This is a genomic window from Buttiauxella sp. (genome assembly GCF_049686335.1).
In the GTDB taxonomy this organism is placed as follows: Bacteria; Pseudomonadota; Gammaproteobacteria; order Enterobacterales; family Enterobacteriaceae; genus Buttiauxella.
Map to the genome: position 1 here is coordinate 1 of NZ_JBAVHX010000014.1, position 12,658 is coordinate 12,658.

Below are 12,658 nucleotides of genomic sequence, written 5' to 3' on the forward strand. Positions count from 1 at the left end.
CAGAAGTGTGACATCTGGTGGTAGTAAGAAAAGAAATTCGGTGGAGCGGTAGTTCAGTCGGTTAGAATACCTGCCTGTCACGCAGGGGGTCGCGGGTTCGAGTCCCGTCCGTTCCGCCACTTATTAAAAATATTATGCCTGCTAAATTAGCAGGCTTAATAATAAGCGTTATTTAGGGGCGTAGCTCAGTTGGTAGAGCACCGGTCTCCAAAACCGGGTGTCGCGAGTTCGAGTCTCTCCGCCCCTGCCATATATAATCCTTTGCTTCGGCAAAGGATTTTTTTTGTCTAAATTTCTCAAAACCCTTCCAAACCCTTCACTCCCTCCCAAAAAAAGACAAAAGCGCATTACTGCGCCATGAGTGGTGTCTTTAATAACTCTTTGATAATGCTTTGTTTATCGCTATTTTGTAACCAGATGGCATACAGTGGCCGCGAAAGCGTCGCCGTATCTGGTACCTGATAAATTCCTGGGCGATCTTTAGCCCATTCCACAGGTAAAAATGAACATCCATTGAGCTGTGGTAAAAGCTTATAAGCGATTTGAGCTGAGCTGGTCGTCAAAACGGGAATATCATCGTTATTAATGAGCCCCATTTCGTGCTGTTGGAAATCAGGCCCCCATTCCAGACGTAAATAAGTTAGCCCTTCTTTAGAGTTTTGCGCAGAGGCAGAAAATAGCGCCAGGTTGAAATGTCCCAATAACTGGCTAGAAAATTCGTCCATTTTGGGTGATTCAGTGGTGATCAACAGATCAAGTTGCCGCTCATGTAGCTGTTTCACTAACGACTGCCGCTGGGAAATACGCGCTTCAAATTGCATGTCTTTATGCTGTTGATAGAGCGTCACCAGCCACTCTGAGAGCATGCATTCCCAAAGAGAGGCGCTGGCACCGATTGTGAGTTCATTGTGCTGAGACGTGTGGGAAACCTCTTTCTTGGCAGCAAGCCAAATATTCATGAGGTTTTCTGCATAGGGCAGTAAACGTTCACCCGCCGTAGTCAGACGAATATTATTACGATGGCGAGTAAAAAGATTTACCCCAAGCTGATTCTCTAATTGGCGAATTCTGAAGCTAACAGCTGATTGTGTTAGATAAAGAGCCTCTGCAGCTCGTCCAAAATGCCGAGTTCTGCTCACTTCGAGGAATGTTTTTAGTAATTCAGTATCCACAACCCACTCCCAAAAAAAATTTGTCGTTATGATTTAAATGTTTTGTTTGACGCTCTGTCAAGCGTAACTAATACTCCGCGCCATAAATAGCTAGACCAAGAGAATTAGGAGCGTGCAGGATGGCGGAAAGCTTTACGACGACTAATCGGTTTTTCGACAATAAACATTATCCGCGCGGGTTCGCTCGCCATGGTGATTTCACCATCAAAGAAGCCCAGCTGTTAGAGCGTCATGGTTATGCGTTCAATGAGTTGGATCTTGGCAAGCGTGAACCTGGTACCGAAGAAGAAGTTCTGTTTGTAGCTGTGTGCCGTGGCGAACGTGAACCAGTGACAGAAGCTGAACGTGTGTGGAGTAAGTATATGACGCGTATCAAGCGTCCTAAGCGTTTCCATACCCTCTCCGGTGGCAAACCACAGGCGGACACGGTAGAAGACTACACCGAAAGTGATGACTAAAGAATAATGGGGCTTAGGCCCCATTTTTTTATCCCATAAGCTGCTGTAAGTGAATCAGCAATCGGTCGATTGCACGATAGCTTAGCGCTTCTAAAAGATGTTCCCGCTTTATCTTCTCGCACTCCTGAATATCCGCAATCGTTCGTGCAACTTTTAATAATCGATGCCACGCGCGAACTGATAATCCCAGCTTCAGCAGCGTCTCTTCCAGCCAGATAGCATCAGTGTGCTCAATGGAACAATGTTTGCGAATCTCATGATTATCCAATCTCGCGTTGAGCTTTTGCTGGCGAATATATTGCCGCTGCTGCGTGGCGATCACTCGCGCTCTTACAACAGCACTACATTCACTGCTCAGAACGGGATTACTTAGCATGCCGGATGGCGGCAAAGGTATCTCGACCGACAGATCAAAGCGGTCGAGAAAAGGTCCTGACAGCCGGCTGAGATAGCGTAACGTCTGCTCCGGGGTGCAACGATTATGCTTTCCCTGGTAATGTCCTGTCGGGCTGGGATTCATCGCAGCAAGCAACTGGAAATTGGCGGGATAACTGATTTTGGCCCGAGTTCGAGAGATGTGAATCTCCCCAGATTCTATTGGTTCACGTAATGCATCAAGCACTCTGCGCTCAAATTCCGGCAGTTCATCAAGAAATAGAACTCCGTTATGTGCCAACGATATTTCACCGGGCCGGGGAATCGCACCTCCACCAACCATTGCAGTCAATGAGGCGCTGTGATGAGGAGCCCTGAAAGGACGCTGACGCCATTGTTGCTGCAGCATGTGTGGATTGACCAGACTGATAATCGCCGCACTCTCCAATGCTTCACTGTCGCTTAACGGCGGTAGCAGCGTTGTCAGGCGACTAACTAACATCGTTTTACCGGTACCGGGCGGACCAATGAGCAATAGGTTATGTCCGCCAGCGGCGGTGATTTCCAGCGCTCGCTTCCCCTGGGATTGGCCAAAGATTTCATTAAGATCTTGTCGATGCTCCATCTGCTGCGGTTCAAGTTTTTGTGGGGCCGACAATTCACCTTTCCCTTCCAGAAATGCGCACACCTCGGTGAGATGATTTGCAGTAAGGCAACCTGTTTGTTCAATTAAGCCAAGTTCTGCAGCGTTTTCATTTGCAACAACAATCTTTTTTCCTGACTTTAAAGCCTCCATAGCAGATGAAATGGCGCCTGGAACGCCACGTAACGCACCGGTAAGCGCCAGTTCACCCACGAACTCATATTGACTCAACTTATCGGCGGAGAGTTGCTCAGAAGCTGCCAGTAACGCTAGCGCGATGGGTAAGTCATATCTCCCTCCATCTTTGGGAAGATCCGCTGGCGCGAGATTGATGGTTATCTTGCGGGCCGGAAAATCGTAGCCACTATTGATGATGGCACTCCGTACCCGGTCCCGAGCTTCACGAACGGTCGTTTCCGGTAAGCCCACCAGAGTTAAGCCTGGCAATCCCTGGCTTATATGAACTTCGACGGTGACCAGTGGCGCGGCGATACCTAAAGCTGCCCTTGTATTAACAACTGCCAGTGACATAGTTGATTCCTCTGGGATGAATTTTCATCCTGACAGCTGGCAGAAGTTGTCAAAAGCGGTGAAATGCGAATCCTCGAAAAGCCTTCCAGACTTTTGGTCGAGACTTCTTTATTTGAAAATTATTCTGCGAACTGTCTCGCAAAAGATTTATTTTGTGTGAGTTTTTCGGGAAAAGTAATAAGAGTTCGCTCTGCGTGAATTATTTTCACTTTCTTCTTATCTGCTGAAAACAAATAAGTTTTCCGTAAGTGGGTTTTTAAAGGCTTTCACTTACCATAAAAAAATCTTGTGCATCAACCGGACCCTGTGATAACTCTGTAGGCATTACTTCGAACAAGTTGTCAGAACATACAAATATGAAAGCCCTTCTACAAGTGATTAGCCTAGTTGTGATTAGCGTGGTGGTGATTATTATCCCACCGTGCGGGGCTGCACTTGGAGAAAGAAAGGCTTAAAAATCAAGCCTGAATCGAAAAGAACCCCCGCACCGAAAGGTCCGGGGGTTTTTTGTTGGGCAAAGAAATTCGGAGAGCAACAGATGATGCGTTACAGAATAAAATTCTGTTTCTCCGATAATGAGACGGGGAACGAACTATGAATGGTGCACAGTGGGTTGTACATGCGTTGCGAGCGCAAGGTGTAGAGACTGTTTTCGGCTATCCGGGTGGCGCAATCATGCCCGTCTACGATGCGTTATATGACGGGGGTGTAGAACATTTACTTTGCCGCCACGAACAAGGCGCAGCCATCGCAGCCATTGGCTATGCTCGTTCTACTGGAAAAACAGGCGTTTGCATCGCCACTTCCGGCCCGGGGGCGACCAACTTAATCACCGGCCTTGCTGATGCACTGTTAGATTCCGTTCCCATCGTTGCTATCACCGGCCAGGTTGCTGCCCCGTTCATCGGCACTGACGCTTTCCAGGAAGTCGACGTTTTAGGATTGTCCCTCGCCTGCACTAAACATAGTTTCCTCGTTGAATCATTTGATGATTTGCCCCGCGTTCTCGCTGAAGCATTTGAAATAGCCAACTCCGGTCGTCCAGGTCCCGTTCTGGTTGATATTCCAAAAGACATTCAACTCGCACAAGGCGACCTGGAACCCTGGTTATCAACGGTTGAAGATGATTTTGAAATACCACGCGCTGAGCTCAGCCAGGCCTTCGAATTGATTGCCCATGCTCGCAAACCGATGCTGTATGTTGGAGGGGGCGTGGGTATGGCTCAGGCTGTGCCTGCATTGCGTGAATTTATTGCCGTCACCAATATGCCTTCCACCGTCACGCTGAAAGGTCTGGGTGCGGTTCCAGCAGAGCATCCATTTTATACCGGCATGTTAGGTATGCACGGCACCATAGCGGCGAACCTTGCAGTACAAGCGTGTGACTTGCTGATTGCAGTTGGCGCGCGTTTTGACGACCGCGTAACCGGCAAGCTGAATACCTTTGCCCCGCACGCTAAAGTTATTCATATGGATATCGACCCGGCAGAGTTGAGCAAACTGCGCCAGGCGCATGTCGGATTGCAGGGCGATCTGACTCAGTTATTGCAGGCTCTGCAACAGCCTTTAGACATCGCAGAGTGGCAGCAGGAAGTTGCCACTTTACGCGCTGAAAATCTGTGGCGTTACGACCATCCTGGCGAAGCTATTTTTGCTCCGTTGCTGCTTAAGCAAATCTCCGATCGTAAGTCGCAAGAATGCGTGGTAACCACTGATGTGGGCCAGCATCAAATGTGGACGGCTCAACACATGTCCTTCTCGCGACCGGAAAATTTCATCACGTCGAGCGGCTTAGGAACGATGGGCTTTGGGTTGCCCGCCGCAGTAGGCGCGCAAGTGGCCAGGCCGAACGATACCGTTATCTGTATCTCGGGTGACGGCTCTTTCATGATGAACGTGCAGGAGTTGGGCACCGTAAAACGAAAACAATTACCGTTGAAAATCGTTTTACTGGATAACCAGCGTTTAGGAATGGTTCGACAGTGGCAGCAAATGTTTTTCTCCGAACGCTACAGTGAAACCAATCTCTCCGATAACCCCGATTTCCTCACACTGGCCAGTGCCTTCGGTATCCCAGGCCAACACATAACTCGCAAAGACCAGGTTGAAGCCGCTATCGACACCATGCTGAATAGCGAGGGTCCGTACATGCTTCACGTCTCAATTGATGAGTACGAAAACGTCTGGCCGTTGGTACCACCCGGTGCCAGTAACTCACAAATGCTGGAGAAATTATCATGATGCAACATCAGCTGGCAGTAACGGCCCGTTTTCGCCCAGAGACTCTGGAGCGTGTGCTACGCGTGGTTCGCCATCGCGGTTTTCAGGTTTGTTCTATGAACATGGTCACGCTGGGGACTTCCGAGGATATTAATATTGAATTGACCGTTGCCAGCCTGCGCCCAGTCGAATTACTGTTTAGTCAATTAAGCAAACTGGTGGACGTTGGTCGCGTCGAAATCCAGCAACAAACAACACAACAAATCCGCGCCTGAGCGCAGAAGGAAGAGAATAATGACAACGAAGAAAGCTGATTACATTTGGTTCAATGGTGAGATGACGCCATGGGGCGAGGCAAAGGTCCATGTCATGTCCCATGCGCTGCATTACGGCACATCGGTCTTCGAAGGCGTCCGTTGCTACGAGTCTCACATTGGTCCAGTGGTGTTCCGTCATCGTGAACACATGCAGCGTTTGCGTGATTCAGCAAAAATCTATCGTTTCCCTGTATCGCAAAGTGTTGATGAGCTGATGGAAGCTTGCCGCGCGGTTATTCGCAAAAACAATCTGACCAGCGCGTACATTCGCCCATTAGTGTTTGTTGGTGATGTAGGGATGGGCGTAAACCCACCAGACGGATACACCACTGATGTGATCATCGCAGCCTTCCCATGGGGTGCATATCTCGGCGCAGAAGCGCTGGATCAAGGGATCGACGCGATGGTTTCCTCATGGAACCGTGTGGCGCCAAACACCATTCCTACTGCGGCAAAAGCAGGCGGTAACTATCTTTCTTCGTTGCTGGTTGGCAGTGAAGCACGCCGCCATGGTTATCAGGAAGGGATCGCGCTTGACGTGAATGGCTATCTTTCTGAAGGTGCGGGTGAAAACCTCTTTGAAGTCAAAGACGGCATCCTGTTTACCCCTCCGTTCACCTCTTCTGCTCTACCAGGCATTACCCGCGACGCCATCATCACGCTGGCAAAAGATATGGGTATCGAAGTGCGCGAGCAGGTACTTTCTCGTGAATCACTCTACCTGGCAGACGAAGTGTTTATGTCAGGAACCGCAGCAGAAATCACACCAGTTCGTAGCGTTGACCGTATTCAGGTGGGCGAAGGCCGTTGTGGCCCGGTCACCAAACGCATTCAGCATGCATTCTTTGGCCTGTTTACCGGTGAAACTGAAGACAAATGGGGCTGGTTAGATCCAGTAAACCCGCAGTAAAAAAAAATGATAATCAAGCGGATGGCGATAGACCGTCCGCTCTCAGACAGACGGGAGTAAATAGCATGCCTAAGTACCGTTCAGCCACCACGACCCACGGCCGTAATATGGCGGGTGCCCGCGCTCTGTGGCGCGCAACTGGGATGACCGATGACGATTTCGGCAAGCCAATTATTGCGGTAGTGAACTCCTTTACCCAATTCGTACCAGGCCACGTTCACCTGCGCGATTTGGGCAAACTGGTTGCCGAACAAATTGAAGCCTCCGGCGGCGTGGCTAAAGAATTCAACACCATTGCCGTGGATGACGGTATCGCCATGGGCCACGGTGGCATGCTTTATTCTCTGCCATCGCGCGAACTGATTGCCGATTCCGTGGAGTACATGGTGAATGCGCACTGTGCCGATGCCATGGTGTGTATCTCCAACTGCGACAAAATCACCCCAGGGATGTTAATGGCTTCTTTGCGCCTGAACATTCCGGTCATTTTTGTTTCTGGCGGCCCGATGGAAGCCGGGAAAACCAAACTGTCCGACCAAATCATTAAACTGGATTTGGTTGATGCGATGATTCAGGGAGCCGATCCGAAGGTTAGCGACGAGCAAAGCGAGCAGGTTGAACGTTCCGCCTGTCCAACTTGCGGCTCTTGTTCCGGCATGTTCACTGCCAACTCAATGAACTGCCTGACCGAAGCACTGGGCCTATCTCAGCCGGGCAACGGCTCTCTGCTGGCAACCCACTCTGACCGTAAAGAGCTGTTCCTCAATGCCGGTAAGCGCATTGTTGCTCTGACCAAACGTTATTACGAGCAGGATGACGAAAGTGCATTGCCACGTAGCATCGCCAGCAAAGAAGCCTTTGAGAACGCTATGACGCTGGATGTCGCGATGGGCGGCTCAACCAATACCGTTCTGCACTTACTGGCAGCAGCTCAGGAAGCAGAACTCGATTTCACCATGACCGATATCGACCAGCTTTCACGCAAAGTACCGCAGTTGTGTAAAGTCGCGCCAAGCACCCAGAAATACCATATGGAAGACGTGCACCGTGCGGGTGGCGTTATCGGTATCCTCGGTGAACTTGATCGCGGTGGCTTGTTGCATCGCAATGTGAAAAACGTGCTGGGTCTGAACCTGACCCAAACTCTGGAACAGTACGACGTCATGCTGACCAAAGACGAAAGCGTGAAAAGCATGTTCTCCGCAGGCCCGGCGGGTATCCGCACCACGAAAGCATTCTCGCAATCCTGCCGCTGGGATTCTCTGGACGTTGACCGCCAAAACGGTTGTATCCGTTCGAAAGAAAATGCTTACAGCCAGGAAGGTGGTTTGGCTGTTCTGTACGGTAACTTCGCAGAAAACGGCTGTATCGTAAAAACGGCGGGTGTCGATGACGAAAGCCTGGTGTTCCGTGGTCCTGCGAAAGTCTACGAAAGCCAGGATGACGCGGTTGAAGCTATTCTGGGTGGAAAAGTTGTCGCAGGCGACGTGGTCGTTATTCGTTACGAAGGGCCAAAAGGCGGGCCGGGCATGCAAGAAATGCTCTATCCAACCACCTTCCTGAAATCGATGGGACTGGGCAAAGCATGTGCTTTGGTGACGGACGGACGTTTCTCCGGCGGTACTTCCGGTCTCTCAATCGGCCACGTTTCTCCAGAAGCGGCAAGCGGTGGCAACATCGCGTTGATTGAAGACGGCGACATGATTGCCATCGATATCCCGAACCGCGGAATCCAGTTGCAATTGAGCGATCAGGAAATGGCGGCGCGTCGTGAAGCGCAGGAAGCTCGCGGTGATAAAGCCTGGACTCCTCGTAACCGTGAACGCCAGGTTTCCTTCGCTCTGCGCGCTTACGCAATGCTTGCCACCAGTGCCGATAAAGGTGCAGTGCGCGATAAAAGTAAGCTTGGAGGCTAATGATGGCCGAGTCACAACCGCTACCTGACGCCCCTTGCGGGGCGGAATATCTCCGCGCCGTGCTACGTGCGCCGGTGTACGAAGTCGCGCAAGTTACTCCATTGCAAAAGATGGAGAAGCTGTCATCACGTCTGGATAACGTCATTCTGGTGAAGCGTGAAGACCGTCAGCCAGTACACAGCTTTAAGCTGCGTGGCGCGTACTCCATGATTGCCGGGCTGAACAGCGAGCAGAAAGCCAGTGGCGTGATTACGGCTTCGGCTGGCAATCACGCTCAGGGCGTGGCGCTTTCCTCAACGCGTTTGGGCATCAAGTCTTTGATCGTCATGCCGGTTTCTACCGCTGACATCAAAGTGGATGCAGTCAGAGCGTTTGGTGGCGAAGTGCTGCTGCACGGCGCGAACTTCGATGAAGCGAAAGCGCGGGCAATCGAACTTTCGCAGCAACAGGGTTTCACTTACGTTCCTCCGTTCGACCATCCGGCAGTGATCGCCGGGCAAGGCACACTGGCGCTGGAACTGCTGCAACAAGATGCGCATATTGACCGCGTGTTCGTACCGGTTGGCGGTGGTGGCCTGGCAGCAGGCGTTGCGGTGTTGATCAAGCAATTGATGCCACAAATCAAAGTGATTGCCGTTGAAGCGGAAGACTCTGCGTGTCTGAAAGCGGCGTTGGATGCTGGTAAGCCGGTTGACCTGGCGCGCGTCGGTTTGTTTGCTGAAGGCGTGGCGGTGAAGCGCATTGGCGATGAAACCTTCCGTCTGTGCCAGGAATATCTCGATGACATCATTACCGTCGATAGCGATGCGATTTGCGCGGCGATGAAAGATTTGTTCGAAGATGTTCGTGCCGTTGCTGAACCGTCCGGTGCTCTGGCGCTGGCGGGGATGAAGAAATACATCCAGCAACATCAGATTCGTGGCGAACGCCTGGCGCATGTACTTTCAGGTGCGAACGTCAATTTCCACGGCCTGCGTTACGTTTCTGAACGTTGCGAGCTGGGCGAACAGCGTGAAGCACTGCTGGCGGTCACGATTCCTGAGCAGAAAGGCAGCTTTCTGAAATTCTGTCAGGTGCTGGGTGGTCGCTCGGTTACCGAATTTAACTATCGCTTTTCCAGTTCATCGGAAGCGTGCATTTTCGTGGGTGTCCGGCTGACGCGTGGCGTGGAAGAGCGGCGCGAAATTATCGAACTGCTTAATGAAGGCGGTTACGGCGTTGTCGATTTATCTGATGACGAAATGGCGAAACTGCACGTGCGTTACATGGTGGGCGGGCGTCCGTCTAAGCCATTGCGCGAGCGGTTGTACAGTTTCGAATTCCCGGAGTCACCAGGTGCTTTGCTTAAATTTCTGCAAACACTGGGCACGCACTGGAATATCTCGCTGTTCCACTACCGTAGCCACGGTACGGATTATGGCCGGGTACTTGCCGCATTCGAACTGGGCGATAACGAACCGGACTTTGAAACCCGACTCAATGAACTCGGTTACGACTGCCACGACGAGACAAACAATCCGGCATTCCGTTTCTTCCTGGCGGGTTAATGGCTACCGGGCAGTAACTTCCAGAACGCATTCACAAGCGGCTCATTGAGCCGCTTTTTTTGTACGCAAACGCCAAGTTCGAACGGGGTGGTTTCATCGTTGCGTTCCAGTATCTGCACGCGGTTACGCACAGGCTCTGGGCTATTATCCAGCACAATTTCAGGGATCAGTGCCACCCCACAGCCCAGAGCAACCATCGAGACCATCGCTTCATGCCCCGCAACCGTTGCATAAATAAAGGGATTGCTGATTTTTTGCCGACGGAACCATAACTCAATGCGCCGGCGAACGGGGCCCTGGTCAGGCAGTATAAACGGCACTTTTGCCCAATCCGGATCAGGCTGATTGACCTGTGCGCGAACCGGGCAAGGCAGCGCTGGTGCGATAAGGGCGACGGATAAATTATCCAGAATCGAAAAGGCCACACCTGGCGGTAATGACTCTGGTTTACCTGCAATGGCGATATCAGCCTCGTCAGAATCTACTTTCTCTACGGCATCGGCGGCATCACCCGTGGTCAGCTTTATCTCCACATTTGGATGCTCAGCACGGAATCTATCGAGAATGGGTGGTAAGTGACTGTACGCGGCGGTGACGGAGCAAAAAAGATGTAACTCGCCGGTGAGCGACGGCCCTTCCTGCCCGATGGTGTGGCGCATTTGCTGATACTGCAAAAGCGTATGTTGGGCGAACTGTTTGAGCTGCTCTCCGGCTTCGGTCAACGTAACGTTGCGGTTATCACGTAAAAACAGTGGCTGGCCAAGATCGTCTTCAAGACGCTGGATCTGGCGCGAAAGCGTCGAGGGGCTAACGTGCATTGCACGTGCACTCCTGCCGAAATGGCGGCTTTCAGCAAGGTGGAGAAACGTTTTTAGATCGCGTAAATCCATGGTCATCAGCTCTCGTTTTCACGTTGCAAAAATTGCAACGTCACGTTGTTAATATATCAATTTCAGCAACGCATTTCCTGTCATATAGTGAGTTCATTATCGCAAGCACGACACGGCTGGCGAACCTTACAAAAGCACAACACGACAATTACGGAGTACCACCACGATGGCTAATTATTTCAACACTTTGAACCTGCGTCAGCAGTTGGCGCAACTGGGTAAATGTCGTTTCATGGCGCGTGCAGAATTCGCCGATGAAGCAAGCTACCTCAAAGGCAAAAAAGTCGTCATCGTCGGCTGTGGCGCGCAGGGCCTGAACCAGGGTCTGAACATGCGTGACTCCGGTCTGGACGTGGCTTATGCGCTGCGTGCAGAAGCTATCGCTGAGAAACGCGCATCCTGGCGTAAAGCGACAGAAAACGGTTTTAAAGTTGGCACTTACGAAGAACTGATCCCGCAGGCAGACCTGGTTGTTAACCTGACGCCAGACAAGCAGCACTCCGCAGTGGTTCAGGCTGTTCAGCCAATGATGAAAGATGGCGCAGCACTGGGTTACTCCCACGGTTTCAACGTGGTTGAAGTCGGCGAGCAAATCCGTAAAGACATCACTGTAGTGATGGTTGCTCCAAAATGCCCGGGTACTGAAGTTCGCGAAGAATACAAACGTGGTTTCGGTGTACCAACGCTGATTGCGGTTCACCCGGAAAACGATCCGAAAGGCGAAGGCATGGCCATTGCTAAAGCATGGGCTGCGGCAACGGGTGGTCACCGTGCAGGTGTTCTGGAATCTTCCTTCGTTGCTGAAGTGAAATCAGACCTGATGGGCGAGCAAACGATCCTGTGCGGTATGCTGCAAGCGGGGTCTCTGCTGTGCTTCGATAAGCTGGTGGAAGAAGGTACTGACCCTGCATACGCAGAAAAACTGATTCAGTTCGGCTGGGAAACCATCACCGAAGCCCTGAAGCAAGGTGGTATTACGCTGATGATGGACCGCCTGTCCAATCCAGCGAAAGTCCGTGCTTATGCGCTGTCCGAGCAACTGAAAACCATCATGGCTCCACTGTTCCAGAAACACATGGACGACATCATCTCCGGTGAATTCTCTTCCGGCATGATGGCTGACTGGGCTAATGACGATAAGAACCTGCTGACCTGGCGTGAAGAGACCGGCAAAACCGCGTTCGAAACGGCTGCACAGTTTGATGGCAAAATCTCTGAGCAGGAATACTTCGATAAAGGCGTGCTGATGATTGCGATGGTGAAAGCGGGCGTTGAGCTGGCATTCGAAACCATGGTGGATGCAGGCATCATCGAAGAGTCTGCTTACTACGAATCTTTGCACGAGCTGCCGCTGATTGCGAACACCATCGCCCGTAAGCGTCTGTATGAAATGAACGTCGTTATTTCCGATACTGCTGAGTACGGTAACTACCTGTTCTCTTATGCTGCTGTTCCATTGCTGAAAGAGTTCATGACGACGCTGCAGGCAGGTGATTTGGGCAAAGAAATCTCAGCGGGTGCGGTTGATAACGCGCAACTGCGTGATGTAAACGAAGCGATTCGCAATCATGAAATCGAAACGGTTGGCAAGAAACTGCGTGGTTACATGAAAGATATGAAGCGTATCGCAGTAGCAGGGTAACAAAGTCGTCTGATACCCTCACCCCGACCCTCTCCCT

Annotated in this window: 11 protein-coding genes and 2 tRNA genes; 10 read left to right on the top strand and 3 right to left on the bottom strand. The window is 51.3% G+C overall.

The window, feature by feature from the left end; all coding sequences use genetic code 11:
• The first annotated feature begins 42 nt into the window (after positions 1 to 42).
• Both WBL83_RS12095 and WBL83_RS12100 read left to right on the top strand, forming a co-directional pair.
• A tRNA-Asp gene (locus tag WBL83_RS12095) sits at positions 43 to 119 on the top strand.
• Positions 120 to 174: 55 nt separating this feature from the next.
• A tRNA-Trp gene (locus WBL83_RS12100) sits at positions 175 to 250 on the top strand.
• A gap of 97 nt (positions 251 to 347) precedes the next feature.
• Here WBL83_RS12100 and hdfR read toward each other — a convergent pair.
• The gene (gene hdfR, locus WBL83_RS12105) at positions 348 to 1,172 is read right to left on the bottom strand and encodes an HTH-type transcriptional regulator HdfR (RefSeq protein ID WP_424589386.1); all 825 of its coding nucleotides are present in this window, start codon (positions 1,170 to 1,172) and stop codon (positions 348 to 350) included.
• 119 nt (positions 1,173 to 1,291) lie between these two features.
• On the opposite strand from hdfR, the gene WBL83_RS12110 reads away from it, so the two are divergent.
• A complete protein-coding gene (locus WBL83_RS12110; RefSeq protein WP_424589387.1) occupies positions 1,292 to 1,630 on the top strand; it encodes a DUF413 domain-containing protein in 339 nt (112 codons plus the stop codon).
• Between the two features lie 28 nt (positions 1,631 to 1,658).
• On the opposite strand, the gene WBL83_RS12115 is transcribed toward WBL83_RS12110, so the two are convergent.
• The gene (locus WBL83_RS12115; protein ID WP_424589388.1) at positions 1,659 to 3,179 is read right to left on the bottom strand and encodes a YifB family Mg chelatase-like AAA ATPase; all 1,521 of its coding nucleotides are present in this window, start codon (positions 3,177 to 3,179) and stop codon (positions 1,659 to 1,661) included.
• Between the two features lie 356 nt (positions 3,180 to 3,535).
• On the opposite strand from WBL83_RS12115, the gene ilvL reads away from it, so the two are divergent.
• From ilvL to ilvA, 6 genes are all read left to right on the top strand, one after another.
• Positions 3,536 to 3,634, top strand: a complete 99-nt coding sequence (gene ilvL, locus WBL83_RS12120; protein WP_072009493.1) for an ilv operon leader peptide — start codon at positions 3,536 to 3,538, stop codon at positions 3,632 to 3,634.
• 139 nt (positions 3,635 to 3,773) lie between these two features.
• Complete coding sequence (ilvG, locus tag WBL83_RS12125) at positions 3,774 to 5,420, top strand: acetolactate synthase 2 catalytic subunit (RefSeq protein ID WP_424589389.1); 1,647 nt, start codon at positions 3,774 to 3,776, stop codon at positions 5,418 to 5,420.
• Positions 5,417 to 5,674, top strand: coding sequence for an acetolactate synthase 2 small subunit (ilvM, locus tag WBL83_RS12130; protein WP_424589390.1), 258 nt, complete (start codon positions 5,417 to 5,419; stop codon positions 5,672 to 5,674). Before ilvG ends, ilvM begins: the two co-directional genes overlap by 4 nt.
• A 19-nt stretch (positions 5,675 to 5,693) precedes the next feature.
• Positions 5,694 to 6,626, top strand: coding sequence for a branched-chain amino acid transaminase (locus WBL83_RS12135; RefSeq protein WP_424589391.1), 933 nt, complete (start codon positions 5,694 to 5,696; stop codon positions 6,624 to 6,626).
• Between the two features lie 65 nt (positions 6,627 to 6,691).
• Entirely contained in the window at positions 6,692 to 8,542 is a 1,851-nt protein-coding gene (gene ilvD, locus WBL83_RS12140) for a dihydroxy-acid dehydratase (RefSeq protein WP_424589392.1), read from the top strand.
• Between the two features lie 2 nt (positions 8,543 to 8,544).
• Complete coding sequence (gene ilvA, locus WBL83_RS12145) at positions 8,545 to 10,089, top strand: threonine ammonia-lyase, biosynthetic (RefSeq protein WP_424589427.1); 1,545 nt, start codon at positions 8,545 to 8,547, stop codon at positions 10,087 to 10,089.
• On the opposite strand, the gene ilvY is transcribed toward ilvA, so the two are convergent.
• Positions 10,086 to 10,979, bottom strand: a complete 894-nt coding sequence (gene ilvY / locus WBL83_RS12150) for an HTH-type transcriptional activator IlvY (protein ID WP_424589428.1) — start codon at positions 10,977 to 10,979, stop codon at positions 10,086 to 10,088. The two genes, ilvA and ilvY, sit on opposite strands and share 4 nt — an antisense overlap.
• A gap of 166 nt (positions 10,980 to 11,145) precedes the next feature.
• Between ilvY and ilvC the strand changes: the two genes are divergently transcribed.
• Positions 11,146 to 12,621, top strand: coding sequence for a ketol-acid reductoisomerase (ilvC, locus tag WBL83_RS12155; RefSeq protein ID WP_424589393.1), 1,476 nt, complete (start codon positions 11,146 to 11,148; stop codon positions 12,619 to 12,621).
• Positions 12,622 to 12,658: the final 37 nt, after the last annotated feature.

Excerpts from the sequence above, each read along its gene's own strand:
- WBL83_RS12110 (WP_424589387.1), top strand. The coding sequence starts at position 1,292 with ATGGCGGAAAGCTTTACGACGACTAATCGGTTTTTCGACAATAAACAT.
- WBL83_RS12135 (WP_424589391.1), top strand. The coding sequence starts at position 5,694 with ATGACAACGAAGAAAGCTGATTACATTTGGTTCAATGGTGAGATGACG.
- ilvG (WP_424589389.1), top strand. The coding sequence starts at position 3,774 with ATGAATGGTGCACAGTGGGTTGTACATGCGTTGCGAGCGCAAGGTGTA.
- ilvL (WP_072009493.1), top strand. The coding sequence starts at position 3,536 with ATGAAAGCCCTTCTACAAGTGATTAGCCTAGTTGTGATTAGCGTGGTG.
- WBL83_RS12115 (WP_424589388.1), bottom strand. The coding sequence starts at position 3,179 with ATGTCACTGGCAGTTGTTAATACAAGGGCAGCTTTAGGTATCGCCGCG.
- ilvM (WP_424589390.1), top strand. The coding sequence starts at position 5,417 with ATGATGCAACATCAGCTGGCAGTAACGGCCCGTTTTCGCCCAGAGACT.
- ilvA (WP_424589427.1), top strand. The coding sequence starts at position 8,545 with ATGGCCGAGTCACAACCGCTACCTGACGCCCCTTGCGGGGCGGAATAT.
- ilvD (WP_424589392.1), top strand. The coding sequence starts at position 6,692 with ATGCCTAAGTACCGTTCAGCCACCACGACCCACGGCCGTAATATGGCG.
- ilvY (WP_424589428.1), bottom strand. The coding sequence starts at position 10,979 with ATGGATTTACGCGATCTAAAAACGTTTCTCCACCTTGCTGAAAGCCGC.
- ilvC (WP_424589393.1), top strand. The coding sequence starts at position 11,146 with ATGGCTAATTATTTCAACACTTTGAACCTGCGTCAGCAGTTGGCGCAA.